This window comes from Micromonospora sp. NPDC023888 (assembly GCF_040639415.1).
Classification (GTDB): Bacteria; Actinomycetota; Actinomycetes; order Mycobacteriales; family Micromonosporaceae; genus Micromonospora.
Genome location: NZ_JBEZZW010000005.1, coordinates 61,969 through 86,859, shown reverse-complemented (window position 1 = coordinate 86,859; position 24,891 = coordinate 61,969). Strand labels below are relative to the sequence as shown.

The 24,891-nt window shown below is 71.8% G+C and carries 21 protein-coding genes; 7 read left to right on the top strand and 14 right to left on the bottom strand.

What is annotated here, in order from left to right; translation table 11 throughout:
- Positions 1-7 precede the first annotated feature (7 nt).
- Together AB0F61_RS06195 and AB0F61_RS06190 are read right to left on the bottom strand one after the other, a co-directional pair.
- Positions 8-1,297 carry a choice-of-anchor A family protein gene (locus AB0F61_RS06195; protein WP_357804116.1) on the bottom strand — a complete coding sequence of 430 codons (1,290 nt, stop codon included), beginning with the start codon at positions 1,295-1,297 and terminating at the stop codon, positions 8-10.
- A 213-nt stretch (positions 1,298-1,510) separates the two neighbouring features.
- Positions 1,511-2,716 (bottom strand): MFS transporter, encoded by a 1,206-nt coding sequence (locus tag AB0F61_RS06190; RefSeq protein WP_357803798.1) that lies wholly within the window; start codon positions 2,714-2,716, stop codon positions 1,511-1,513.
- A gap of 16 nt (positions 2,717-2,732) precedes the next feature.
- Here AB0F61_RS06190 and AB0F61_RS06185 point away from each other — a divergent pair, with 16 nt between their 5' ends.
- Entirely contained in the window at positions 2,733-3,794 is a 1,062-nt protein-coding gene (locus AB0F61_RS06185; RefSeq protein ID WP_357803796.1) for a LacI family DNA-binding transcriptional regulator, read from the top strand.
- Between the two features lie 17 nt (positions 3,795-3,811).
- Here AB0F61_RS06185 and AB0F61_RS06180 read toward each other — a convergent pair whose 3' ends face one another.
- Both AB0F61_RS06180 and AB0F61_RS06175 read right to left on the bottom strand, forming a co-directional pair.
- Entirely contained in the window at positions 3,812-4,405 is a 594-nt protein-coding gene (locus AB0F61_RS06180; protein WP_357803794.1) for a nucleotidyltransferase family protein, read from the bottom strand.
- Positions 4,406-4,772: 367 nt separating this feature from the next.
- A complete protein-coding gene (locus tag AB0F61_RS06175; protein WP_357804113.1) occupies positions 4,773-6,482 on the bottom strand; it encodes a bifunctional 3'-5' exonuclease/DNA polymerase in 1,710 nt (569 codons plus the stop codon).
- Positions 6,483-6,602: 120 nt separating this feature from the next.
- Between AB0F61_RS06175 and AB0F61_RS06170 the strand changes: the two genes are divergently transcribed.
- Positions 6,603-8,330, top strand: a complete 1,728-nt coding sequence (locus AB0F61_RS06170; RefSeq protein ID WP_357804111.1) for an ABC transporter ATP-binding protein — start codon at positions 6,603-6,605, stop codon at positions 8,328-8,330.
- A gap of 50 nt (positions 8,331-8,380) precedes the next feature.
- Positions 8,381-10,072 carry an ABC transporter ATP-binding protein gene (locus AB0F61_RS06165; RefSeq protein ID WP_357804108.1) on the top strand — a complete coding sequence of 564 codons (1,692 nt, stop codon included), beginning with the start codon at positions 8,381-8,383 and terminating at the stop codon, positions 10,070-10,072.
- Positions 10,073-10,078: 6 nt separating this feature from the next.
- Here the strand turns inward: AB0F61_RS06165 and AB0F61_RS06160 are convergent, their stop codons facing one another.
- From AB0F61_RS06160 to AB0F61_RS06140, 5 genes are read right to left on the bottom strand one after another with little or no spacing between them, the layout of a single operon-like run.
- Positions 10,079-11,008, bottom strand: a complete 930-nt coding sequence (locus AB0F61_RS06160; protein ID WP_357803792.1) for a carbohydrate ABC transporter permease — start codon at positions 11,006-11,008, stop codon at positions 10,079-10,081.
- The gene (locus AB0F61_RS06155) at positions 11,008-11,916 is read right to left on the bottom strand and encodes a sugar ABC transporter permease (RefSeq protein WP_357803790.1); all 909 of its coding nucleotides are present in this window, start codon (positions 11,914-11,916) and stop codon (positions 11,008-11,010) included. Before AB0F61_RS06155 ends, AB0F61_RS06160 begins: the two co-directional genes overlap by 1 nt.
- Positions 11,917-11,934: 18 nt before the next feature.
- The gene (ngcE, locus tag AB0F61_RS06150; protein ID WP_357803788.1) at positions 11,935-13,386 is read right to left on the bottom strand and encodes an N-acetylglucosamine/diacetylchitobiose ABC transporter substrate-binding protein; all 1,452 of its coding nucleotides are present in this window, start codon (positions 13,384-13,386) and stop codon (positions 11,935-11,937) included.
- A 26-nt stretch (positions 13,387-13,412) separates the two neighbouring features.
- Entirely contained in the window at positions 13,413-14,162 is a 750-nt protein-coding gene (locus AB0F61_RS06145) for an SIS domain-containing protein (RefSeq protein ID WP_272612466.1), read from the bottom strand.
- Entirely contained in the window at positions 14,159-15,112 is a 954-nt protein-coding gene (locus AB0F61_RS06140) for a MurR/RpiR family transcriptional regulator (protein WP_357803786.1), read from the bottom strand. The genes AB0F61_RS06145 and AB0F61_RS06140 overlap by 4 nt, the downstream gene beginning before the upstream one ends.
- Before the next feature lie 201 nt (positions 15,113-15,313).
- On the opposite strand from AB0F61_RS06140, the gene AB0F61_RS06135 reads away from it, so the two are divergent.
- A complete protein-coding gene (locus AB0F61_RS06135; protein ID WP_357803785.1) occupies positions 15,314-16,306 on the top strand; it encodes a BadF/BadG/BcrA/BcrD ATPase family protein in 993 nt (330 codons plus the stop codon).
- 89 nt (positions 16,307-16,395) lie between these two features.
- Positions 16,396-17,325, top strand: a complete 930-nt coding sequence (locus AB0F61_RS06130) for an SDR family oxidoreductase (protein ID WP_357803783.1) — start codon at positions 16,396-16,398, stop codon at positions 17,323-17,325.
- 146 nt (positions 17,326-17,471) lie between these two features.
- Here the strand turns inward: AB0F61_RS06130 and AB0F61_RS06125 are convergent, their stop codons facing one another.
- Both AB0F61_RS06125 and AB0F61_RS06120 read right to left on the bottom strand, forming a co-directional pair.
- Entirely contained in the window at positions 17,472-18,278 is an 807-nt protein-coding gene (locus AB0F61_RS06125) for a hypothetical protein (RefSeq protein ID WP_357803781.1), read from the bottom strand.
- Between the two features lie 38 nt (positions 18,279-18,316).
- Positions 18,317-19,186 (bottom strand): hypothetical protein, encoded by an 870-nt coding sequence (locus tag AB0F61_RS06120; protein WP_357803780.1) that lies wholly within the window; start codon positions 19,184-19,186, stop codon positions 18,317-18,319.
- 72 nt (positions 19,187-19,258) lie between these two features.
- On the opposite strand from AB0F61_RS06120, the gene AB0F61_RS06115 reads away from it, so the two are divergent.
- On the top strand, positions 19,259-20,224 hold the full coding sequence (locus AB0F61_RS06115; protein WP_357803778.1) for a hypothetical protein: 966 nt from the start codon (positions 19,259-19,261) through the stop codon (positions 20,222-20,224).
- Between the two features lie 42 nt (positions 20,225-20,266).
- Here AB0F61_RS06115 and AB0F61_RS06110 read toward each other — a convergent pair whose 3' ends face one another.
- The gene (locus AB0F61_RS06110; protein WP_357803776.1) at positions 20,267-21,700 is read right to left on the bottom strand and encodes an MFS transporter; all 1,434 of its coding nucleotides are present in this window, start codon (positions 21,698-21,700) and stop codon (positions 20,267-20,269) included.
- A 73-nt stretch (positions 21,701-21,773) separates the two neighbouring features.
- Positions 21,774-22,178, bottom strand: a complete 405-nt coding sequence (locus AB0F61_RS06105; RefSeq protein ID WP_357803774.1) for an SgcJ/EcaC family oxidoreductase — start codon at positions 22,176-22,178, stop codon at positions 21,774-21,776.
- Between the two features lie 221 nt (positions 22,179-22,399).
- On the opposite strand from AB0F61_RS06105, the gene AB0F61_RS06100 reads away from it, so the two are divergent.
- The gene (locus tag AB0F61_RS06100; RefSeq protein WP_357803772.1) at positions 22,400-23,428 is read left to right on the top strand and encodes a sigma-70 family RNA polymerase sigma factor; all 1,029 of its coding nucleotides are present in this window, start codon (positions 22,400-22,402) and stop codon (positions 23,426-23,428) included.
- Positions 23,429-23,468: 40 nt separating this feature from the next.
- Here AB0F61_RS06100 and murD read toward each other — a convergent pair whose 3' ends face one another.
- Complete coding sequence (murD, locus tag AB0F61_RS06095) at positions 23,469-24,818, bottom strand: UDP-N-acetylmuramoyl-L-alanine--D-glutamate ligase (RefSeq protein WP_357803770.1); 1,350 nt, start codon at positions 24,816-24,818, stop codon at positions 23,469-23,471.
- Positions 24,819-24,891: the final 73 nt, after the last annotated feature.

Here is a 24,891-nt window from a genome sequence, read left to right as displayed (position 1 = left end):
GCTGCTGTCAGTTTTCGTTACGTCGCAGTCTCAGCCGGGCCAGCAGTAGCAGGCCCACGCCGAGGCCGATTCCGGCGGTCCCTATCCCGAGCATCGACCAGGACGAGGTGCCGGTGACCGGCAACGGGTGCTTGGTCGGGTAACCCGTCGGGCTCACCGGCGGCTGGGTCGTCGGTGCGGAGGTCGGCCCGGTAGGTGTCGGTGTCGGCCCGGTTGGTGTCGGCGTCGGCCCCGTCGGTGTCGGTGTCGGCCCCGTCGGTGTGGGTGTCGGTGTCGTCGATGTTGGCGTCGGCGTCGGTTGGGAGCAGTTCAGCAGCGTCGAGAACGGGAAATCGTGGATCTCCCCGCCGTCGTGCGTCAGCGTCCGGCTGATGACGCTTCCCTCGATGTTGCTGTTCGTCGCGGCATTCAGGGCGGCGTTGGGCGCGTAGATCGTGCCCTCCAGCGTCGCGCTGTCGTCGGTGAGCGTGATCGAGGTGGCAGTCGAGAAGTTGAACAGGATAGATCTGGCCTGTTCTCCGCCGATTCCGGCGAAGTTCGGCACCCGCCAGACGAACGCGTCAGCGACGTCGCTGGTGTCCACGTTGACAAGCAGTGGCGTGTCGGCACTGGGCTGGTCGGCAAAGGTGAGCACCGAGATGTTGGCGAGGTCGCTGGCCGACAGATTCAGCACGTTCGTGACACCCGGGGCGAGGTTGACCACCGCGTTGCTGCCCGGGGGAACGGGCCGGGGCAACGGCGCACCCTCCGGGGTGGTCAGCACAACGTTCCCCTGACAGGTGGACAGACTGGTGGCGGTCGCGCGGAAACCCTCGAACGCGCTGACAAAATCAAGCGGCGAGGAGGGCCCGACACTCGCCACAGGTTGCCGGGTCACGAGCTCGACCCGCGGTGTCGCCTCGTAGTTGTCGGCCGGCAGGACCCTGGTGTTGACCGCTGCGGCGTTGTTGTCGGTGTCGCGGACAAACGTTCCGGTCAGGTCGCCGATCTTCACGTAGCCGTTCTGCAACACCTGTAGCCGCGACCCGGGGACGCTGGCGGCGAAGTCGACCCGGCCGCCCACCAGGAGGGCCGTCGGAGCAGCGTCCGGCGGCACCACGAAAGACCCGGCGTTGTTCGTGGCGACCTGATAGTTGCCGAAGCTGAGGTTGCCCCCGACTGCCACGGTCCCCTCGTTCTCGGCACCGAGCAGCCGCGCGTCTCCGGCGGTCACGACCAGGAAGCCCTGCGTGCCGGCCACCGGATCGAGCGGTTGTCGGGGCTGAGCGTCGGAGGTGGTCGCCAGCAGCGCCACCATGGCGACTGTCGCCCCTGCCACCACGGGCAGGAGCAGGCGTCGGGTGCCCGCCCCGGTACGCGCTCTCATTCGCACTGTCTCACCAAAGGTCACGAACCGGTAACGAGCCGTCTCGCCGGCGGGGACGCGCGGCCCGCAGAATCACCCAAAAGGTGATCTAATGCCGAAATCGCCCGCACGGGCGAGACGCCGTACGCCGGCGCATCGGCTGGCTCACGTGCTGGCGCGGCGGGCACGGAGCCCGCCCCACAGCAGCAGCAGGCAGGCGCCGATCAGCACCGGCTCAAGGGCGAAGGCGGTGACCAGCCCGTACCGGTCCGCCAGGCCGCCGAGCAGGAAGGGAGACACGCCGGCGACCACGCCGAGGATCAGTTGCGAGCGGGCGTTCGCCCGGTCCTCCTGCCCGCCGGCCGCGCCGAGGGTGAGCGCGAGCGCGAGCGGATAGAGGTTGGCGATGCCCACCCCGCACAGGAACAGCCCGAGGACGGCGAGGACCGGCTGGTCGGTCAGCCAGAACAGCACGAAGCTGGGGCCGGTGACCGCCAGTGAGGCGTACAGCAGCGCGACGGCGCGGTCGGGGCGGCGGGTGAGCCGCGCGCCGAGCAGGCGGCCGATCAGGATACCGAGGTAGTTGCTGCTCAGCGCGGTGCTGGCAGCGGCGGCGGACATGCCGGCGTGGATGAGCAACTGAGGGCCGAAGTACACCAGGCAGAACTCGATCGCCGAACTGACCGCGGTCAGCACGGCGAACAGCCAGCAGGCCAGCGGCAGCCCTCCGACTTCCTTCGCGGCGGCGGGTTGCGGTGCCGCCGGTAGCGGTTGGCGGCGGTAGCGCAGGTACAGCAGCACGAGGACGGCGGCCGGCAACGCGAACGTGACGCGCCAGCCCACCGCGCTGGCTGCCAGCACGCCGAGGACCAGCGGGGCGAACACCGCCGACGCGCCAGCGCCCACGTTGGCCTCGGTCAACGCCCGGTCCCGCCGGTCGCCGTGCCGGTCGGAGAGCACCGCCTGGACCACGGTGAGCATCGTGGTGCCGGCCAGACCGAACACGACGGCTCCGAGCAGGGTGGGCGCTGTGCTGCCGCCCACTGTGAACAGACCGGCACCGCACACGGTGGCGAGGGCCGAGCACCACAGCAGCGCACCCCTGGACAGGCGGCGAGCCGCCCACAGAAACCCCACCGCGGACAGCGCCGCGCCCGCCGCCCACAACAACTCGTAGACGCCGAGCAGCGTGTAGGAGAAGCCCAGCTCCGCACGCAGGAGGGTCAGCGCCGGCCCGAAGGCGTACAGCCAGAACGTCCAGCAGGCCAGGACGGCGTACGAGAGCCTGGTCGGCGCGTCCCGGATGAACGTCTCGGTCTCGGTCCGCCGCCGTGACGGGGTCGGCCGCTGCCGCGTTGTGTATCGATACACAGATAGAGTCTGTGCCATGAACCGCCCCGCGGACAACCCCAAGCGGCCGACTCTGCGGCAGGTGGCGACCGCCGCCGGTGTCTCGCCGATGACGGTTTCCTACGCCTACTCGCAGCCCGGGAGGGTCTCCGCCGAGGCTGCGGCGAAGGTGCGCGCGGCGGCGCGGAAGCTGGGCTACCCCGGGCCACACCCGGCCGCCCGCGGGCTGCGTCGCGGGCGGGTCGGCACCCTCGGCGTCGTGCTCGGCGAGCGGTTGAGCTACGCCTTCGACGACCCGCAGGCGGCGCGTTTCCTCGCGGGGGTCTCCGACGTGTGCGCCACCGAGGGCGTCGGACTCACCCTGGTGCCGATCACCGGCGCGCCCACCGACGCCCAGCGCGTCGCGCAGGCAGCCGTGGACGGGTTCGTCGTCTGGACCACAAGCGACGACGATCCCGTCCTGGACGCCGTCGCCGACACCGGCCTGCCCGCGGTGGTCCACGCCGGCCCGCACGGGCGGGGCATGCCGGTGATCGGTATCGACGACCGGGCCGCCGCCACCGCGATCGGGCGGACCGCGTTCGCCGAAGCCCGCCGCCCGCTCGTGCTCGGCTTTCCGCTCGATCGCGCCCGCACCCGCCAACTGCTCACCGGCGACGACGTGATCGACGTGACGTTCCCGGTCACCCGCCACCGATGGGAGGGCTTCCGCGACGCCTGGACGCACGCGGGCCATCCCGCCAGCCAGTTGCGACTGGCCAGCTGCCCCGTCAACCGCGGCAATGAAGGGGAGACCTTCGCCCTTGAGCTGCTCCAGGGCGCCGAGCCGCCGGACGCCATCGCCGCGATGAGCGACGAACTCGCCCTCGGGGCCCTGCGCGCCGCCACACGAGCCGGCCTGCGCATTCCCGACGACCTGACCCTGACCGGCTGGGACGACGCGGACGCGGCCGCGGACGCCGGACTGACCACCCTGGCCCAGTCCCTGCGCGAGCAGGGCGCCCACTGCGCCCGCGTAGCGCTCGGGCTTCCCACCCCGGCCCCGACGCGGCACCAGTGGCAGGTCGTGGCACGCACCACCACGCGCCGTCCACGCTGACACCGCCGGTTGGCGGCCTACACCTCGACGCGCTGGGGCGGGACGGTGAGCCCGTACAGCTCCATCAGCTCCGGGGTGTCGACCCGACTGCCGTCGGCCACCGAGTCGCAGGCGATGTCGACGATCTGGTCCTTGTGCGCCAGCAGGTACGGTCGGGCGCCCACGTCGGCGCTGGCCAGCGTGGCGATGCCGGACCAGTGCCGGCGGCCGAAGAGCATCGGGTAGCCGCGCAGCCCGTCGTAGGTGGCGCAGACCAACACATCGGGGTACGGCAACGCGGCCACCCGCCGGACCGCGACGGCGGTCAGTCCCGGCATGTCGACCGGCACCACCACCACCGCCTCGATCCCCTCGTCGTCCATGGCGGCCAGGCCGGCCCGGATGGACGAGCCGACCCCGGTGCCCCACGCCTTGTTGATCACGACTGTGACCCCGCCCAGGTCGGCGGTTTCCCGGACCTGTTCAGCGGCGGCACCCAGCACGACCACGATCCGCTCGCAGCCCGCCTCGGTCATCGTGTCGATCATCTGGTTGACAAGCGGCTTCTCGCCCTGGCGCAGCAGCGCCTCGGGACCACCGATCCGTCGTCCCCCGCCCGCGGCGATGATCATTCCTGCGATCCCGTTCAGCTGCGCCCCCTCAAGCATGGGAGCGACCGCGACCGATCCGCCCCCTCCTACGGACACTGCAACGAGGACGGCCGGCCGTGAGTAGCGGGGCGAAAAGGAGAAATAGCACAACCGTTACACGCCCGGCAGCTCCGCCATCACGACGACGCGGTCCGCCGGACCGGCGAGGCCGAGCACCGAGCAGCGGTCAACCCGCCTCCGCAGACAGCGCTACCGTCGAGCCGCCCACTACCGGGGCACCCGTCGGGCCACCCAGCCGCCGCCGCGCACGGCGAGCGCGTACGGCACGACCGGGGCGAGGCCGACGAGCGCGGCGACTGCCGCGGCCGGGCTGCCACGCCCGCGCGGGTCAGGCCGCGTCGGCGTAGCAGTCCACGATGGACAGATCAAGGGGAAACCGGACCGGCGTCGCACCGAAGAGCAGCGCCGAGGCCAGCTCGCCGCACCGGGTGACGACCTCGGCGACCGCCTCCGCCTGCGCGGCGGGCGCATGCACGACCACCTCGTCATGCTGGAAGAAGACCAGCTCCGCGTCGGTGCCCGCCAACTCCGTACGCAGCGTGGCCAGCAACGTGGAGGCCCACTCGGCAGCGGTCGCCTGGATGACGAAGTTGCGTGTGAAACGCCCCCGGGACCGCGCGGCACGAGCCCGGGGACCGCGTGGATCAGCCGCCGCGTCCGGGTCGGACGGCGCGTCGTCGGGATCACCGAACCCCAGCGAACCGGGCGGACACGTCCGCCCCAGCCACGACCGCACCAGCCCACCCGCCTCACCGGTGCGCGCCGCCGCCTCGACGTAACCGAACGCCGTCGGGTAGCTGCGCTTCAGCACCGCCAGCGCGGGCACCGCCGCACCACCGGTCTGCCCGTACATCGCGCCGAGCAGGGCCACCTTGGCCTTGGCCCGGTCACCGCCGAACGAGTCGCGCGCCAGCGCGGCATAGAGGTCACCGGCCCCGCCCGCCGCCGCCAGCCGCGCGTCGCCGGACACCGCCGCCAGCACCCGCGGCTCCAACTGGCCGGCGTCGGCGACCACCAACCGCCAGCCCGGATCGGCCACCACCGCCCGGCGGATCACCTTGGGGATCTGCAACGCGCCACCACCCCGGGTGGCCCACCGGCCGGAGACGACACCCGCCGGCACGTACTCCGGTTGGAACCGGCCGCCCCGCACCCACTGATCGAGCCACGCCCAGCCGTGCGCCGTCCAGATCCGGTAGAGCTCCTTGTATTCCAGCACCAGCGGCACCGCCGGATGGTCCACCCCGCGCAGCACCCAGGCCCGGGTGTTGGGCAGCTCCACCCCGACCCGGGCGAACGCCTTCAGCAGCTCCGCCGGGGAGTCGGTGTGCAGGCCGCGTACGCCGAGCGCGTCGGCGATCCGCGCGGCCAGCTCGGCGAGCCGCCGTGGCGGGCCACCGACCGGGGACGCCTCGCCGAGCAGCTCGTGCAGGATCTCGTCGTGCACGTCGGCACGCCACGGCAACCCGGCGGCACCCATCTCCACCGCGATCAGCGCGCCAGCCGACTCGGCGGCCACCAGCAACCGGAACCGGCCGGGGTGCTCGGTCGCGGCGATGCGGGCGAGCTGGTCGGCGTACACCCGGGTCAGTGCGTCGATGCCCGGCCCCGACGGGCCGGGCAGCGTGTCGAAGAGCGCGGCCTGGCCGTGCCCGGGGGGCGCGGCGGCGCGCGGCGGCGGGTCGGGCGGCACCGGCGCGCCGGTCAACCGGGCCCAGGCCGCGGCCAGCGAGCGGGGCTCACCCCAGCGGCCCGCCTGCCCGAGCAGCAACGCCTCGGTCAACTCCACGTCGTGACACCTGTCGACCCGGACGCCGGCGCGCAGCAGCGTCGGGTAGACCGAGGTGGCGGTGGACCAGACCCACCTCGGGTGCTCGGCGGCCTCGCGGGCGGCGACCGCGGCGACCAGATCGGTGACGACCTCGGCCGGGCCGGTCGGTCGACCGTCGGCAGCCAGCGGGCACAGCACTCCCCCGCCCCGCTCGTCGGACACCACCGCCACCAGCACGAACGTGATTCTGCCTCCCCCTTGCGACAGAAACGGAGGCGCACCTCACCGGAAACGGGTCGGGCGGGCGGCGGAGCTGCTCGGTAGCGTGGTCGGGTGCCTCCGCAGATCCCGCATTCCGATCCTGGCACTCCCGACACCCGGGGTCCGATGCGCTACCTCTGGTGGCTGGTCCGTTGCCAACCGTGGCGGGTGCTGCGCGGCAGTTTGTTCGGGACGGCCTGGATGGTCGGGCTCTCGGCCCGGCCCTACCTGATCTACCGCGCCGTCGACGACGGGCTGCGCACCGGGGACGCCCGCGCCCTGGCGTTCTGGATCGCGGCGATCGTCGTCGCCGGAGTGGGCCTGTCCTACCTCGGCATCATGCGGCACCGCACGATGACCTTCATCCGGGAGGACGCCAAGGCACGCTCGGCAGAGGTGCTGCTGCGCCACCTGTCCCGGATCGGCGCGGTGCTGCCGCGCCGGGTCGGCGCGGGCGAGGTGTCCACCATCGGCGGCTCCGACATCGACTGGACCGCGCAGGTGCTGACGCTGACCGGGCCGGGCGTCGGCGCGGTCGTCGCGTACGGGATCATCGCCGTGGTGCTCTGGTCGATCTCTCCGCTGCTGGCGCTCTGCGTGCTGGTGGGCGTGCCGGCGGTCGGCCTGGTCGTCGGGCCCCTGCTGCGCCGCCTGGAGCGGGCCGAGTCGGTCTACCGTCGGCAGCAGGGCGCGCTCACCGCCCGCTCCGGGGACATCGTGGCGGGGCTGCGGGTGCTCGCCGGGGTGGGCGGCCGGGACCTGTTCGCCCGGCGGTACGTGGCCAGATCCCAGGACCTGCGCGCCGAGGGCTACCGGGTCGGCGCGGTGAACAGCTGGATCGACGCGGCGACCGTCGCCATCCCCGGGTTGTTCCTGGCCGCGGTGGTGTGGCTGACGGCGCGGATGGCGGTGACCGGTGCCGTGACGATCGGCGAGCTGGTCGCCGTCTACGGCTACGTGGCGACCCTGATCGTGCCGGTCTGGTTCCTGCTGGAGGGCAGCCACCAGATGATCCGGGGGCGGGTCGCCGCCCGGCGGATCGTCGACCTGCTCAACGTGACAGCGGACGACGTCGGTGGCCCGGGTCGTCGGTGGTCGGGCTCGGTGCCCGACGCACGCCGGCCGGATGCCCTGGCCGCACCGGTCGGCCCCGCCGACCTGCACGACCCGGAGACCGGCCTGACCGTGCCCGCCGGCCGGCTCACCGGGGTGGCCGCCGACGACCCGGCGGCGGCCGTGGCGCTTGCCGACCGGCTCGGCCGGTACGCCGTCAGCGACACCACCTGGGGTGACGTGCCGTTGACCGCTGTCGCCCTGGACGAGGTCCGCTCCCGGATCATGGTCGCCGACCACGACTCGTACCTCTTCGCCGGGACACTGCGGGACGTGCTGTGCCCCGGGGCCGACGACGAACGGATCCGGGCGGCCCTGCGGACCGCCTCGGCGGACGACATCGTCGACGCCCTGCCCGCCGGGCTGGACACCCCGCTGGATGCCCGAGCCCGGACCCTCTCCGGCGGTCAGCGCCAACGGGTCCGCCTGACCCGGGCGCTCCTCGCCGAGCCGGAGGTGCTGATCCTCGTCGACCCGACGTCGGCGGTGGACGCGCACACCGAGGCCCGGATCGCCGAACGGCTGCGCGCGGCGCGGGCCGGGCGCACGACAGTGGTGATCGCCACCTCGCCGCTGCTGCTCGGCCGGGCCGACCTGGTCGCACACCTGAGCGCCGGCCGGATCACCGCCACCGGCAGCCACGCCGACCTGCTCGACTCCGACGCCGACTACCGGCACCTGGTGGCCCGGGGCCGCGCGGATCTCGACCAGCCCACCGACACCGAGGCGGCCCACCGGTGAGCCGGCTGCCGGTGGCCGACCGGAGCACCGTACGTCGGGCCCTGCGCGACATGATCAGCCGGCATCGCCGCACGGTCGGTGTCGTGCTGGCGCTGCACGGCGCGGCCGCCGTCGCCGGGCTCGCCCCGCCGTGGCTGCTGGGCACCATCGTCGACCGGGTCACCGCGGGCGCGGACGTGTCCACAGTGGACCGGCTGGCGCTGGCCATCGCGGGGTGCGTCCTGGTCAGCGCGCTCCTCTCCCGCTACGCCCAGTACGCCGGCCACCGCTTCGGCGAACGGGCCGTCGCCGAGCTGCGGGAGGAGTTCGTCTCCCGGACCCTCGGCCTGCCGGTCTCGGTCGTCGAGCGCGCCGGCTCCGGCGACCTGGCCACCCGCAGCTCGGTCGACGTGTCGACGGTCGGGACGACGGTGCGGGACGTGGTGCCCACCATCGTCATCGCCTCGGTGCAGTTGACGTTGCTGTTCGGGGCGGTCTTCCTGCTGCATCCGCTGCTCGGCCTGGCGGCGCTGGCCGGGCTCCCGTCGATCGTGGCGACCACCCGCTGGTACCTGCGCCGGGCCAGTCCCGCCTACCTCACCGAGGGCGCGGCGGCGGCCGAGTTGACCGAGACGCTCACCACCACCGCCGAGGGCGCCCGCACCGTGGAGGCGCTGCGGCTGACCGACGAACGGATCCGCCACGGCACCAACCGGATCGCCCGGCTGTGGCAGGCCCGGCGGGCGACCCTGGCGCTGCGTACGGTGTTCTTCTCGGTCGTCGAGGCCAGCTACCCGCTGCCGATCGCCCTGGTCCTGCTCGTCGGCGGCTACCTGCTCTCCCGGGACCTGGTCACCCTCGGCGCGGTGGTCGCCGCCGCGCTCTACCTGCAACAGGCGATCGAGCCGTTGGACCGGCTGTTGCAGTGGACCGAGCAGGCGCAGCGCGGTTTCGCCTCGTACGCCCGGGTGCTCGGCGTCGGCATGGTCCCGCCGGAGCCACCCGGTCGGGCGGCCACGTCACACGGCGAACGGGTCGTCGTACGCGGGGCGCGGTTCTCCTACTCCGGTGGGCCGGACGTGCTGCACGGCATCGACCTGGAGGTACAGCCGGGTGAGCGGCTGGCCGTCGTCGGTCCGTCGGGTGCCGGCAAGTCCACCCTGGCCCGGCTCCTGGCCGGGATCGACGCGCCGCGCCAGGGCGTGGTCAGCATCGGTGGTTGCCCGGTCACCGACCTCGACCCCGCCGAACGTCGACGGCGAATCGCCCTGGTCACACAGGAACACCACGTTTTCATCGGCTCGGTGCGCGACAACCTCTCCTTCGCCGCCCCCGACGCGTCGGACGAGCAGATGCGCGCCGCGCTTGTCACGGTGGGTGCCGACTGGGCTGCCGACCTGCCCGACGGCCTGGACACTCAGCTCGGCGACGGGGCCCGGCAGCTCGGCGCCGCCGAGGCACAGCAGCTCGCGCTGGCCCGGCTGGTGCTCGCCGACCCGCACACGCTGATCCTCGACGAGGCGACCGCCGCGCTCGACCCGAGCACCGCCCGCCGTACCGAACGGGCGCTGGCGGCCGTGCTGGTCGGGCGGACCGTCATCGCGATCGCGCACCGGCTCAACACGGCGCACGACGCCGACCGGGTCGCCGTGCTGGCCGACGGCCGGATCACCGAGATCGGCAGCCACGACGATCTCGTGGCTGCCGACGGGGCGTACGCCGATCTGTGGCGCTCCTGGCACACCCAGATCGACGAGCGGTGACCGGCTCTACTTCACCGCGCCGGAGGTGAGACCGGCCTGGATCTGGCGTTGGAAGACCGCGTACACGATGATCATCGGAAGGATGGCGATGGTCAGCGCGGCGAACAACCCGGACCAGTCGGCCTCGTAGCCGGCGTTCACCGAGATGTCGGCGATGCCCTGGGTGAGCACCCACTTGTCCTTGGCGTTGGAGAGCAACACCAACGGGAGCTGGTACTGCGCCCACTGACCGATGATGTTGAAGATCGCCACGCTGATCAGGCCCGGCTTCGCCATCGGCATCATGACCTGGAAGAACAGCCGGGTGTGCCCGCAGCCGTCGATCATGCCCGCCTCGGCCACCGACGACGGCAGCGTCTTGAAGAAGGCGGCCAGGAAGAACACGGTGAACGGCAACGAGTACGCGCTGTAGACAAGCACCACCCCGCGGTAGGTGTCCAGCATGCCCAGGTTCTTCACGGTGAAGAAGAGCGGCACCAGCGCGAGGAACACCGGGAACGCCAACCCCGAGACGAAGAGGAAGTAGATCGCCCGGTTGCCCCAGAACTTGTAGCGCGCCAGCACGTACGCGGCCATCGAGCCGAGCAGCATGGTGAGGAACGTGCTGCACGACACCACGAAAACGCTGTTCAGGAAGTACCGCCCGACGTGCGCCTTCGTCCAGGCCCGCCCGAAGTTCTCCCAGCGCAGCTCCGCCGGGAGCGTCCACGGGCTGCTGAAGATCTCACTGGTGTTCTTGAACGCGGCGAGGAAGGTCCAGAGGATCGGCACGATCACGATCACCGCCCACACGGCGAGCGCGACGTGCCCCAGGCCGGCGAAGAGCCGTACCTCCGAGCGGGGGCCCTTGCGCCCCGGCCCGGCGGGGGCGGACGGGTCACCGGTCTTCGGCGGTGTCGCCGCCGGGGTCGGCGGCAGCGTCGACTGCGGATTCATCAGTACTCCACGCTTTCCCGCTTGGTGAGCCGCAGCGTCAGCGCCGCGAACGTGAGGGTGAGGAAGAACAGCGCCACGCCCATCGCCGAGGCGTAGCCGTACTTCGAGTAGACGAACGCGTTGCGGTAGATCTCCATCGCCAGCACGGTGGTGGCGCCGTCGGGGCCGCCACTGTCCACCGACAGCACCGCCACGATGGCAAAGCAGTCGAACGCCGCGATCCCGAGGTAGACCCAGGCCACCTGGAGGGTGTCCCACAGCAGCGGCAGGGTGACCCGGAAGAACAGCGTCACCCTGCTCGCCCCGTCCATCTCCGCGGCCTCGTAGATCTCACCCGGGATGGAGGCCATCCCGGCCGAGAAGAGCACCACGTAGAAGCCCACACCCTGCCAGACCAGCACCGCGATGATCGACCAGAGGGCCAGATTCGGCTGGACCAGGAAGAGGATCGGGTCCAGGCCCAGCTTCATCAGTACGCCGTTGATCAGGCCGGACTCGTTCGGCCGGTACACCATCTGGAACAGCACCGCGATGATGGCCACCGCCAGGACCTGGGGGAAGAAGAACACCACCCGGTAGAACTTCGCCCCCCAGACCCCCTGGCGCTGCCCTCCGCTGCTCTTGCCACCCACGTTGAGCAGGAAGGCGAAGAACAACGCGATGGCGATGGTGATCAGCGGCAGGACAAGCAGCAGTACGCCGTGGTGCTGGACCGCCTTCCAGAAGGCGCCGTCGTCGAGCAGCCTCCGGTAGTTGTCGAAGCCCACCCACTGCGGGGCGGAGAGCCCCCGCCAGTTGGTCATCGAGATCTGGAACGCCTGCGCGTAAGGCCAGATCACGAAGGTCACGTACAGCGCGACCGGGGCGATCAGGAACCCGATCACGAATGGATACTTGCCGTGCCGCATGACCCTAGCTCCGATCGATCAACGCTTGAACTTGGTGACCGAGCTGTCCTTCTTGATCGCGTCGGCCCGCTTCTGGATCCGCTCCACGAAGGCGTCCGCGTTGATCCGACCGAACATCAGCTCGTTGGTGGCGGTCCGCGCCTCCGTGTCGAGCTCCTTGTACCAGTTGTCGAAGAGCATGTTGAACACGTCCTTGCCGGCTGCCTTCAGGGCCGCCTGCGCGCTGGCCACACCCGGCGGGAACTGGAAGCCCTCGCTGCCGGCCGGCACGACGGTGGCCGCACCGACGGTCTCGGTGAAGCCCCGGGCACCCGCCTTCGACAGCATCTGACGCATGTACTCCATGCCGCCACGCGGGTTCTTGCTCTTGGACGAGACGAAGTATCCCTCGCCACCGGCCGCCCGGATAGCGGCCGCCGGCAGCTTGTCCGACGCGGTGAGGCTGGGCACCGGCATCAGCTGGTAGGTGAAGCCCGCCGGCGTGTCCTTCTTCTGCTCGTTCTCCAGCCAGTCGCCGGACGGGTAGAAGGCGACCTTGCCCTGGTTCTGTCGCAGCTGCACGTCGGTGTGCTTGAGCCCCTCGAAGCTCTTGTCCGAGTACTTCGCGCCGATCTCCGCCCACGCCGCCGCAGCCTGCTTGACAGCATCCTGCTTCCAGGCGCCGTCCTCCAGGTTGTCGATGTTCTTCAGGACGTCGGCGCCGCCGATCTTCGCGGCCTGGGTGAGGATCACGTTCCACTGGTAGTAGGCCGCGTTCGCACCGGCGTAGCCGTACGGGGTGATGCCCTTGGCCTTGATCTGCTCGCAGAGCGCCTTGAACTGGTCGAAGGTGGTGGGCGCGGTCCAGCCGTTGTCCTTGAAGAGCTTGCCCGAGTACCAGATGCCGTAGACGGTCGACACGTAGTACAGGACGAACGGCTTGCGCTGCCCGTCGGCGGTGCTGAACATGCCCTGCTCGACGACGCCCGGGATGATGGTGTCGCGGACCTTCTTGCTCGGGTCGTCGACCGACGGCGCGTCCCACAGCTCGGTGAGATCCTGGAGTTGGCCGTCGTTGACGAGCGCACCGAAGTCGAGGAACTTCTCACCCGAGTTGTTCACGAACTCCGGCGGGTTGCCGGACGCGAACCGCGGCTGGAGCACCGTGGAGACGGCCTGCGTGGCCTGGTGCTTGATCTCCGCCTTGGGGAACGCCGTCTTGTAGAGCGGCTCGTGCACGTCGGTGGCGTACTTCTCGCCGTAACCGCCGTTGAAGATGACCACCTCGATCGCGGCGTCCTCCTTGACGCCCAGCGGGTTCTTCTCGCTCTTGGTGCCACCGGCGACCTGCTCGTTCTCCTTGTCGCCGCCGCTTGTCGCGCAGGCGCTGAGCAGGCCGATGGCCGGAGTGGCGAGCACGCCCACGGCGGCGGCGCGACGCAGCACCGTGCGACGGTCGAGTGCGGCCGGGTGTTCGGGGGTAATCGACATCGTCGTCTCTCCTTGTGGAATTCGGGTCAGGCGGTACGCCGGAGACGCCCGGCGTACCGCGACTCGAGGGCGATGTTGTGCTCGTCCCCACCGGGGACGTTGGCGGAGAGGTAGATAGGGGGCACCTCTCCGGCCTGGTGGAACCGTCGTACGACCTCCGCGGTCAGCAACTGCGCCAGCAGCGCCGTGGTGACCGAGGAGACCGCACAGACCGCGCCGCCGCCCTCGAGCGGCAGCAGTGCATCGCCGTACGGCGCGCCGTTGTCCAGCACGACGTCGGCGAGGTCGGCGAGCCGCTGACCGGACGGATGCCGTGGAGCGACCCGTGCCGTGTGCTCGACGGAGGTGACCGCGATCAACGGATGACCGCGCTCGGTGACCAGCGCCGCCAGCTCTACCACCGAGCCGTTGATGCCGGACTGGGACGCCACCACGAACACGTCACGCGGCTGTGGCGCCGCGAGCGCGTAGATCTGGTGGGCGATGGAGGGGTCGCGTTCCAGCTTCGGGTCGGCGAGCACGTCACGCGGGGCGTCACCGTGCACCACCAGGTCCCGCACCGAGAGCCGGTTGGTGGGGACCAGCCCGCCGGCCCGGGCCACCAGCTCGGCGGCGAACGCCTCGGAGTGCCCGGCGCCGAACGCCTGGAGCACCCCGCCGTCGCGCAGGCTGTCGGCGATGAGATCGGCGGCCCGGGTGATCCCGTCGGCCTCCGAGTCGAGCAGTCGGTCGAGCACCGGGCGGACGGCGTCCGCGTACCCCTGGGCGCTGATCATGACAGGGCTCCCTTCGCTGCCTTGTGCCCGTCGACGGCCTGCGCGGTACGCCGGAAGGCCGCGTGGGCGCGGTCGTGCGTGCGTTGGGCGACGGCGATGTAGAGCAGGTCGAGCACCACGAGCTGGGGATGCCGGGCGGAGAGCGCGTCCGGCCGGAAGGTGGTGGCCTGGCTGGCCGTCAGCAGCACGATGTCGGCCAGTTCGGCCAACGGTGAGCGGGGAAAGCCGGTGAGCGCGAGCGTGGTGGCGCCCCGGCTGCCCGCCTCGGCGAGCATCTCGATCGTCTCCCGGGTCTGCCCGGTGTGCGAGATGCCGAGCGCCACGTCTCCGCTGCGCAGCAGCGCGGCGCTGGCCAGCCCCTCGTGCACGTCGTTCCACGCCCACGCGGCCACGCCGATGCGGTGCAGGCTGAACTGCATCTCCTCGCCGACGAGCGCGCTGCCGCTGGCGCCGAAGATGTTGACCCTGCTGGCCCCGGCTATCGCCACGGCGGCCCGTTCCACCTCGCTCAGATCGAGCAGGGTGGCGGTGTCGTGCATGGCCCGGGTGTCGGCGGCCATGATCTGGTCGAGCACCCGGGCGAGCGGGTCGCTCGGCTGGATCTCGCGTCCGATGTCGACGGTCCAGCCGGCCGAGCGGGCCCGACCGGTCTCGGAGGCGATGCCCAGCCGCAGGTCGGCGTACCCCTCGAAGCCCATCGCCCGGCAGAAGCGGGTGATTGTCGCCGGGGAGGTGCCGCTGCGCTCGGCCAGCTCGACGATTGTGGATCGGGCGGCGGCCTCCGGGTCGCTCAGCACGTGCTCGGCGACGCGGCGCAGCGCGCCGGTCAGCTCGGCGAGCCCGTTGCGGACGCGGGCCAGCACCCCGTCGGAGGGCGAGTTCCTTCGGTCGGTCACGTGGGCGTCGACCACCGCGGTCCCCGCGGCGGTGTCCACCTCGTGATCAACCATGGGTCGCCTCACCTTTCCGAAAAGACTGTTAACTGTTAGTGGTAAAAGTTCTTACTGAAGGCCCCTCCGTGTCAAGACTGTGGGCGAAGTTTTCAAACTGTTACCTGGCGCACAGCCCGCTGCGCCCGCCGGAACTTGCCCCGCAAGACGCCGCCGACCAGCATGAACAGGCCCCAATCACCGCACCACCCAAGGAGTCCCGTGCCGAAGCTCGACGCCCTCGTGATCGGTCTCGACGTCGGCGGCACGTCCACCCGGGCGACCGCCCTGACCCTCACCGGGCACCGTGTGGGCGCCGGCCGGGCGGGCGGCGGCAACCCCACAAGTCACGGCGCCGAACGGGCGGCCGCCGAGTTGTCGACAGCGCTGCGCGAGACGCTCGCCGGCCTCGACCCGGCACGGGTCGTCGCCGGCACCATCGGGCTGGCCGGGGCGGGCCGCCTGCTCGCCGACCCCGCCGGCCGGGCAGCCTTCGACCGGGCCTGGCACGACGCCGGCCTACGCTGCCCGTACGCGGTGCACGGCGACGCCCTCGTCGCCTACGCCTCCGGCAGCGCCGCACCAGACGGAACAGTGCTCATCGCCGGCACCGGCGCGATCACCGCGCAGGTCCACGACCTGCGGCTCGACCGGATCGCCGACGGTCACGGCTGGCTCCTCGGCGACACCGGCTCGGGCTTCTGGCTCGGCCGCGAATCGGTACGCCGACTGCTCGCCGACCTGGACGTCGGCCGCACACCCGGGGCACTGTCCACGGCGGTGCTCACCGAGCTGCTGGGCAACGCCGAGGTCGCCGCCCGCCCCCGCATGACCGTGGACGCCGTCATCCAGACCGTCACCCGCCGAGCCCCCGTCGAACTTGCCCAACTCGCGCCACTTGTCGTGACCGCCGCCGGCCACGGCGAACCCGTCGCCGTCGCACTGATCGCCGAGGCCGCGGCCCACCTGGCCGAAAGCGTGAGCCGGATCCGCCCCGCCGACGCGACGACACCCGTCGTGCTCGGCGGCGGACTGCTCACCGCGGACACCCCGCTGGCCACCGCCGTCCGAACCGAGCTGGCCCGGCACTGGCCGAACGCGCCACTGCACACCGCCGGCGACGGTGCCGCCGCCGCGGCCTGGCTCGCCGCCCGCGACCTGCCCGAGGTCACCGACCCGGCGGCCCTGCACGCCCGCCTGTTCCCCACCACCTGACCACCCCACGGCCCGCGCCGCGCAGACCAGTAAGCCCATCAGGCGATCACTGGTTGCCGACGATCACCGCAACGAGACCCGTTGGGCTCATGCATCTCGAATGCGGTCTCGGCACCCGCGCTCCGGTGCTGGCATTGCACCGAAGCCCTACTCGCTCGGCAATGACCGAGATACACTTGCTTGAGCAAGCAAGGTCCGATGGATCCGACGAGAGGTTCAGCCGTCCCGCGTCCACCGACATCACCGCAAGAACCGGAGGTACCGACATGAATCGCCTCAAGGGGCGCGCCGCACTCGTCACCGGCTCGACGAGCGGAATCGGGCGCGGCGTGGCGGAGGCGATGGCCCGCGAGGGCGCCATCGTCGTCGTGACCGGACTTGGCCCGGAGCAGGGTGCTCAGATCGTCGACGGAATCGTCGCGGAGGGCGGTATCGCCCACTTCGTCGAGGCAGACCTGTCTGCGGGTGGCTCGGAGGTCCGCCGCCTTGCGCAGGAGGCGACGGCCCTGGCGGGTCGGCCCATCGACATCCTGGTCAACAACGCGGCCTTTCTCGTGCCGCCCCACCCCATGACCGAGTCGACCGAGGAACAGATCGACCAGGTGCTGGAGGTCAACATCAAGGCCCCGTTCCTTCTGACGGCGGCCCTGGTGCCCGGCATGGTGGAGCACGGCGGAGGCTCGGTGATCAACATAGGCTCGATCGGCGGCGTGGACGGAATCAAGTTCACCTCGCTGTACGGCGCCAGCAAGGCAGCCCTGCACTCGCTGACGAGGTCGTGGGCCGCAGAGCTGGCCGCTGACGGGGTGCGGGTGAACACCGTCGCGCCCGGACCCACCATCACGGAGGGGAACGAAAACCTCCGCCCCCTCCTGGAGAAGATCGCCGAGAACAACCCGGACAGGCGTACGGGTACCGCGCAGGACACCGCCGCGGCTGTGATCTTCCTGTCCAGTGACGAGGCGTCACACATCCACGGTGTCCTCCTCCCCGTGGACGGCGGGGCGCTCGCGGTCTGAGGACGGGGCCGGCTCGGCGCGTCGGCGCCGAGCCGGTCCCGCGGGTTCGGGCGTCCGCCGCGATGTTCAATTTCGGACAGGGGGCAGCTCTCGCTCCCACCCGACTGATCCGGACAGACGGCCCTGCGCCGCGTCCGGCGGCACGCTCATCCGGCGGCTGGCAGCGCCACGCGACGACGGGCCGCGCCACCGGCGTCTGCCGCGTGCAGCGCCGCAGCCAGCACCGCGAACGTCACCCAGCCGGCCGCCAGCGCGGTGACCGTCGAGGTGTCCTGCCAGCGGTGGTACGCCGCCAGGAAGCCGACCAGGGCCAGGCTGTTGCGGGCGAAGTGCCTGGTGAACGCCACCAGGTCGCGGCGGCTCTCGATGGCCACCAGCACCCCCGAGTACGGGAAGGTCACGACCATCGCGCGCAGCAGCTCGCCGAGCAGCCCGGTGAGCGTCGCACCCAGCAGGATCACGAGCAGCTTGACCGGCGCCGGTAGGCGGGTTCGCTGGCCCGTCTCCGCCACCTGTGGCCCGGCCCTCGCCTGCCGCTCCGCCGACGGCAGCGGCCCAGCCGACGACGGTGCCGCTGTTGGCACAGGGGCGTGTCGGCGCAGCAGCAGCATCGTCACCGCCCAGAGCGCCACGGTGCCGACAAGCGCCGGCCAGAACGGCACCGGTACGGCGAGCAGGCCCGTGCTGAGCGCCACGTACCCGATGATCCCGGCGGCGTCGGCGACCAGAATCGGCCACCGCAGCCGGTGGTGTGTGACCGCCACGACGACGAAGAACAGGTTGAGGCCGAGCACCCCGAGCAGTTGCGCGCCCTGCACCCGGTGTCCGGTGCCGACCAGGGCCAGCGTCATCGGCAGCGGGAGACTGTAGACAAGCGCACGCATCCGCACCGACCGGATCAGACTGACCGCCCAGACGACCGCGGTCACCAGCAGTACGGCTTGCACGGTCATCGGCGGCCCGCCCCGGTCCTCGTCGGTCGACGTCTCGATCAGTCGAGAAAGGTCGCCGCCTCGACGCAGGCCTCGAAGACGTCGGTCAACCGGGCCAGGTCCCCGGCGTTCACCGAGAACTGGTTCTCGGTGATCTCGCCGTGTGCGCTCATCCGCCCCTCCCAGCACGCGGTGCCGTCCCACAGGGTCAGGTTGACGTGCCGGGAGGCATCGACGACGCCCCACGGCAACAGGCCCACCCGCACCCCGGCCTGGCGTTGGGCCCGCACCAACTCGGTCAGCTCGTCGGTCAGGCCGGCGTGCAGGAACACCCGGGTGATCCGTACGCCCCGGGCCAACGCCTCGGTGTTCGCCGCCCAGTAGTGGCGGCCGATCTCGCCGCGCCACCAGCTCAGTTCGCCGCTGGCTCTGGGCATCACGTTCGTCACCGCGTCCAGCCGGCGTACGCACTCGCGGGTGCCCCCGAGCAGGTCCTGACAGTCGCCACCGGGCCGGACGACCCGGCCGACGCGCAGTTGTTCGGTCTCGGCCCGCAACCGCTCGAAGCGACGCCGGGCCTCCTCGGCGACCCGGGTGCCCGGATACCGCTCGACCGCCTCCCGGCTGCCGGTGACCACCTCCGGCACCGCGTGGACCAGCCAGTGCGGTCCTTCCAGGAGGGTCCGCAGGTGGAACCGGCGCTCGGCGCGGGCCACCGAGTCGACAAGCAGCGCGATGGTGGTGCCCATCAGCCCGGCCAGCAGCGACTCCACCCCGGTTGCCGCGTTGGTCAGGTCAAGTATCACGGAGAGGGAGAGGGACAGCAGGATGCCGACCAACGCGACCGGGTCGGTGTGCGCCAGCAGCCGGACGAATCCACCCGCCGAGGCGATCCGGCCGGCACGGGGGCGGCGCAGCAGATCGGACATCGAGGTACCTCCCGGGCGCCGACTGAGGTCAGCGTACGACGGGACGACAAGGGCCCCCGGTACGATCCTGCGGTGCCCGAGCTGCCCGTACCGCTGCCTGTCGGTGCGCCGGGCGACCCGGCCGCCGGCGTCGCCCGCTGGGTGGGCGCGGACCCGATCCGGGGTCTGGTCGCCCGTTTCGGCGGTACCTGGCCCGACGGTGATCTGACCGAGGTGCTGCGGTTTCTCGACGACTTCTCGGCGACGCACTGGGACTTCCGGGGCGGCCGGGAACGGCCCGAGGCCCGGGAGCCGGACCTCGACCCCGAGACCGTCGAGTTGGTGCTCGCCGCAGCGGCGGCGCTCGGCCTGGTCCGGCCGGTGCCGCCGACCCGAGCGGTGTACGCCCACCTGGTCGTCCTCGGCGGTCTGGGGCACGCCTGCGTGCGCCGGGTCGCCTACGCCGCGCACCTGTTGCGCGCCGGTCTGCGGGTGACCGGCGAGGTCGCCGTGCTCGGTAGTTTCCGGCCGCTGTCGGACTGGGAACGACGCACGCTCGTCGATGCGGGCCTGCCCGCCGACGACACCGAGGTGGACGTGCTGGACACCGCGGTCCGGCGGGTGTTCGGGGTGGCTGCCCCCACCGAGCAGGCCGGCGTCGACGCCGGTCACCCGCACCACTCCTGGTCGTCGCGGACGTACCGGCCGGCGGGCCTGCCACCGGTACGGGTGCTGGCCGCGCCGTCGAGCGAACCGCAGCGGCGGCGGGCCCACACCGCCGACACCCAGCGCTTCTGGGCGGGGCGCGCGCGGGTCGCCCCGGGCGACCAGATCCTGATGGTCACCGCGCCGATCTACGTGCCGTTCCAGCACTGCGACGCGCTGCGCACCCTGGCCCTGCCGTACGGGTGCGGCATCGACACCGTCGGCGTGGAGCCGGCGCTGGCCGACCTGGCGGTCCTACCGGAGCAGACCCTCACCCCGGGGCGTTACCTCCAGGAGATCCGCTCGGCGATCCGCTCGATGCGCGCCCTGCACGACCAGGTCGCCCGGCACTGACCTGGGCGGCGGATCGCGCCACGGTGTCAGCCAGCCGCCTGGTCATCCCGTCGTGGATTCGGCAGGTGCGACACGTCCGGTGATCGTGGCCGGCGCGAGGCGGCGGTGTCGCGGTAGCACGATGGCGACAGCGGTGCCCGCGAAGGCGAGCGCGGCGGAGACGCTCATCGCCGGGACGTAGCCGTCGCTGAACAGACCAGCGGTGGAGTAGCCGCCGGCCGTGGCGAAGACGGCGCCGGTGAGGGCGACCCCGAACGCGCCGCCGAGCTGCCGGAGGGTGCTGAAGGTGCCCGAGGCCCGACCGATGTCCTGCGGCGCGACGCGGCTGACGACCGATTTGGTGACGGCGGGAAGGGCAAGCGAGAACCCGAGGCCGCCGATGGTCATCGCCACGGCGGTCGTGGCGTAGCCGATGCCGGGCTCGGAGATCAGCGCGATCCATCCCATGCCGACGCCGAGCAGGAGCGTACCGGCGATGACCAGCACCCGTTCGCCGATGCGATCGGTGAGCGCGCCCGCCCGTGGCGCGATGAGGAACGGTGCGATGCCCCACGGCAACAGCCGCAAGCCGGCCTGCACCGCACCGTGGCCGAGTGCGACCTGCTGGAACTGGGCGGTGAAGAAGATCGCGCTGGTCAGCGACGCGTTGATGAAGAACACCGCGGCGTTGCCGGCGGAGAAGGCCGGTGCGCGGAACAATCGCATCGGCAGCATCGGGGCCGTGGTCCTCAGCTCCCTGACGATGAACAGGCCACCGAGCAGGATCCCCCCGACCAGCGTCGACAGGGTCTCGGCGCTGGTCCATCCGGCCGCGTTGCCGCGCACCAGGGCCCAGGTGACGCCCAGCGCCGACCCGGCGGCCAGGGCCAGGCCCGGAAGATCGAGCGTGCCGCCGGGCCCGCGGGTCTCGGCTATCCGGCCGAGCACCAGCGGAATCGCGACAAGCGTGATCGGAACGTTCAGCCAGAAGATCCACTGCCAGGCGAGGTGCTGGCTGACGACGCCACCCAGCACTGGCCCGGCGATCGCCGCGAGCCCGGTCACGCTGCCGTAGATGCCCGTCGCCCAACCACGCCGCTCGGGCGGGAACGCACCATTGAGCACGCCCAGCGCGACCGGCATGATCATCGCCGCGCCGGCGCCCTGCACGACCCGCGCCGCGATCAGCGGGCCCGCCTGGGTGGACAGCGCGCAGGCGGCCGAGGCCACGGCGAACAAGCCCAGCCCGATCGCGAACAGGCGACGCCGCCCGTAGCGGTCGCCCAGCGCCGCCCCGGTCATCAGCAGGACCGCGAAGCTGAGCGTGTAGGCGTTGACTGTCCACTCAAGCTCTTCGAGCGACGCGCCAAGGTCCCGCTGGACAGCGGGCAGCGCGGTCGCCACCACCAGCATGTCCAGCACCACGATGAACGATGCCAGCGAGCTGAGGGCCAGAACCCACCGCTGTGCCGGCGTTGTTGTTCCTGTCTGGTTCACGTTCTTCTCTCCAAGAGTCGTCTGGCCGGGGCTCGGGTTCCGCCTCGACACAGGGGTGGACGAGGCGGGACGGTCAGGCGGCGGGGCAGTCGTGGTACGCCTCGATGAGCCAGCGCCCGGAGCGGCCGGACAGGACCCACGTGGCGATCGACCAGCGATCGGCGCCTGGCTCGTCCTCGCCGACGTCGACGGTCACGCTGCGGCTGATCACGATCGCGGTGACGTCGTCGAGGAACCGCACGCCCTGTACGCGATGGACGCGGCGGGTGCCCTTGAGCTGGTCGGCGAACGCCGCCGCCATCGCGGTACGGATCACCGCCCTGCTCAGCAGGGCGACCCCGGGCAGTACCGCTGTCGCGTCGTCGGCGTAGTGGGCGACGAACGCGGCCACGTCGTTGTCCGCCCATGCGGCCGAGACGCTGTCGATCACCGCTCGCACCGCCTGCTCAGCGGTGTCCTGGCTCGTGGTGGAGCTCATTGGTCGTCCTCTCGTCGATCTGGGAGGCGCCCTGGGTGGCCTGGGGACCAGGCGACCCGGCAACTCGCCGGTCACGAGTGGAGACTCAGCGCATGGACCGGGCTGGTCGGCCACCGACGACGACGTGGCCTTTGCCACACTGAAGCCCGGACCGATCACTTTCCGGCGGACCGCGGGTCTGTATCAAGACAGGTCAGGCCGCAGACGGGTGGAGTGACGACATGACCCAGGCAGCGCAGGCCCCGGTGCGGGGGACATACGCGGGGACGGCCGACGAGGAGTTCTCCCGGCTCACCGAGCCGTACCGCCGCGAACTGCTGGCGCACTGCTACCGCATGCTGGGCTCGACGCACGACGCCCAGGACGTCGTCCAGGAGACCTACCTGCGGGCCTGGCGCGGCTTTTCCGGTTTCGAGGGCCGATCGTCACTGCGGGTCTGGCTGTACCGCATCGCCACCAGCGCCTGCCTCACCACACTCAAGCACCGCAGTCGGCGGGTCCTGCCCTCTGGCCTGGGCCCGTCCGGCGACCCGGACCAGCCGCTGACGGTCGCCGGCCCCGACGTCGCCTGGGTCAACCCGCTGCCGGACGCGGAACTGCCTGTCACGGATCCGGCCACGATCGTCAGCACACGCAGTAGCGTCCGGCTCGCCCTGGTGGCAGCTCTGCAATACCTTCCGGCCCGACAGCGGGCCGTGCTGATCCTGCGCGACGTGCTCGCCTGGCACGCCTCCGAGGTCGCCGACCTGCTCGACACCACCACCGACGCGGTCAACAGCGCGCTCGCCCGGGCCCGCGCCCACCTGGCTCGCACCGGCCTCACCGAGGACATGTTCGCCGAACCGGCCGATCCGGCCGACCGGATGCTGCTCGACCGGTACGCACGGGCCTTCCAGAACGCGGACACGGCAGCACTGCTCCAGGTGCTGCGCGAGGACGTCACGATGGAGATGCCGCCACACCTGACCTGGTTCGCCGGACGCGACGCTGTCACTCGCTTCCTCGCCACCACCGTGTTCGGCCGCGCCGGCGCGATCCGCGCCATTCCGGCCACGGCCAACGGCCAGCCGGCGCTCGCCACCTACACCCGCGGCGCCGAAGGGCTCCACCACCCCCACAGCCTCCAGGTGCTCACCGCCACCCCCACGGGCGTCTCCCGGATCGTCTCCTTCCACGACGCGAGCCTCTTCGAGCCCTGCGGTCTCCCGACGTGCCTCGACGAGGCCGGCCGGCCCGTCGGAGGACGGTAGTCCCGCTCATGGTGATCCCAGGCGTACCGGTTCGCCCTGGTCAGGCCCCGGCGGTGTCGGCCACGGCCTGGGCGAAGACCTCGGAGCGGTGCTCGAAGTTGCGGAACCGGCCGTAGCTGGGCGCGGCCGGGGACAGCAGCACCACCCCGCCGGCCGGCGTCACCTCGCGGGACAGTCGCACCGCGTCCACCAGGTCGTCGACGAGTTCGGTACGCACCTTCGGCAGGCCGGCGAGCGCCTCGACGATGCGGGTGCCGCTGTCCGGAATCCCGATCACGGTCAGCTCCCGCTCGGCCAGGTGCTCGGCCAGCGGCGTGTAGTCAAGACCCCGGTCGTTGCCGCCGACGATCACGGTCAACGGCCTCCCGTCGTACGCGTCGATGGCGTGCATGGCCGCGTACGGGCTGGTGGCCAGGGTGTCGTCGACGAACGTCAACCCGGACGGGTCGGTGATCTCGGTGAGCCGGTGGGCCAGCCCCTGGAACTCGGCGACCGCGACGGCGAGGTGATCCTTCTCGGTCACCAGGTCGATGCCGAGCGCGTCGAGCACGGCGAGGGCGACGCACAGGTTGCCCTCGTTGTGCCGGCCGACGAGCGGCAGCACGGCGCGTGGGAAGAGCGGCTGGTCGCCGAGGTGGAACCAGGGTGTGCCGTCGGTGCCGGCGGCGACGTGGACGCTGTCCGGGCGGCCGGCGCGGACGGCCGGCAGGTCCCCCAGCTCGGCGGCGAGCCGCGGGTCACCGCCGTTGACCACGATCGTCTGCGGGTCGTGGGCGAGCAGGTTGAGTTTGTCCCGGTAGTACTCCCGCTCCCCGCCGTGCGCGTCCAGGTGCTCGGGGAACAGCGCGGTGACGACCGCCACCCGGGGCGAGTCGGTGAGATCGCTGCACTGGTAGCTGGACAGCTCCAGCACGTACAGCTCGGCCTCCGGCAGGTCCAGCGTCGGCACCCCGATGTTGCCGCCGAAGACGTTCGGCCGGCCCATTGCGGTGAGCAGGTGGCTGATCAGGCTGGAGGTGGTGCTCTTGCCCTTGCTGCCGGTGACCCCGACGGTGCGCGCGGCGTGGTCGGCCATCCACAGCGCGGTGCCCTGGGTGACCAGGACCCCGCGTCGGCGCAGCTCGACAAGCCACGGGTGGGTTTGCGGCACGCCCGGGGAGCGGACCACCACGTCGGCGGCGGCCAGCCGAACGAAGCCCGCCTCACCGGTGACCAGCGGCGCCGCCTCGGCCAGCGGGCCGTCCCAGGGCAGGGAGAGGAAGTTCGCGCTGTCGTCGACGGCGACCAGCTCGGCCGGGCCGTGCGCGGCGATGGCCGTCACAGCGGCGCGGCCCTCCCGGCCGGTGCCCCAGACGGCGACGGTACGTCCGCGCAGGTCAGACAGGCGCACTGGGCTCTCCTCGGGGGTCGCGGCGGCAGCAGGGCGGGCCCGGTCCGGACACGGCCGGACGAACCAGGGCCTA

Excerpts from the sequence above, each read along its gene's own strand:
- AB0F61_RS06165 (WP_357804108.1), top strand. The coding sequence starts at position 8,381 with ATGATCAGCCGGCATCGCCGCACGGTCGGTGTCGTGCTGGCGCTGCAC.
- AB0F61_RS06155 (WP_357803790.1), bottom strand. The coding sequence starts at position 11,916 with ATGCGGCACGGCAAGTATCCATTCGTGATCGGGTTCCTGATCGCCCCG.
- AB0F61_RS06130 (WP_357803783.1), top strand. The coding sequence starts at position 16,396 with ATGCATCTCGAATGCGGTCTCGGCACCCGCGCTCCGGTGCTGGCATTG.
- AB0F61_RS06185 (WP_357803796.1), top strand. The coding sequence starts at position 2,733 with ATGAACCGCCCCGCGGACAACCCCAAGCGGCCGACTCTGCGGCAGGTG.
- AB0F61_RS06120 (WP_357803780.1), bottom strand. The coding sequence starts at position 19,186 with ATGTCCGATCTGCTGCGCCGCCCCCGTGCCGGCCGGATCGCCTCGGCG.
- AB0F61_RS06140 (WP_357803786.1), bottom strand. The coding sequence starts at position 15,112 with ATGGTTGATCACGAGGTGGACACCGCCGCGGGGACCGCGGTGGTCGAC.
- AB0F61_RS06195 (WP_357804116.1), bottom strand. The coding sequence starts at position 1,297 with ATGGTGGCGCTGCTGGCGACCACCTCCGACGCTCAGCCCCGACAACCG.
- AB0F61_RS06100 (WP_357803772.1), top strand. The coding sequence starts at position 22,400 with ATGACCCAGGCAGCGCAGGCCCCGGTGCGGGGGACATACGCGGGGACG.
- AB0F61_RS06160 (WP_357803792.1), bottom strand. The coding sequence starts at position 11,008 with ATGAATCCGCAGTCGACGCTGCCGCCGACCCCGGCGGCGACACCGCCG.
- AB0F61_RS06145 (WP_272612466.1), bottom strand. The coding sequence starts at position 14,162 with ATGATCAGCGCCCAGGGGTACGCGGACGCCGTCCGCCCGGTGCTCGAC.
- ngcE (WP_357803788.1), bottom strand. The coding sequence starts at position 13,386 with ATGTCGATTACCCCCGAACACCCGGCCGCACTCGACCGTCGCACGGTG.
- AB0F61_RS06170 (WP_357804111.1), top strand. The coding sequence starts at position 6,603 with ATGCGCTACCTCTGGTGGCTGGTCCGTTGCCAACCGTGGCGGGTGCTG.
- AB0F61_RS06105 (WP_357803774.1), bottom strand. The coding sequence starts at position 22,178 with ATGAGCTCCACCACGAGCCAGGACACCGCTGAGCAGGCGGTGCGAGCG.
- AB0F61_RS06180 (WP_357803794.1), bottom strand. The coding sequence starts at position 4,405 with ATGATCATCGCCGCGGGCGGGGGACGACGGATCGGTGGTCCCGAGGCG.
- AB0F61_RS06125 (WP_357803781.1), bottom strand. The coding sequence starts at position 18,278 with ATGACCGTGCAAGCCGTACTGCTGGTGACCGCGGTCGTCTGGGCGGTC.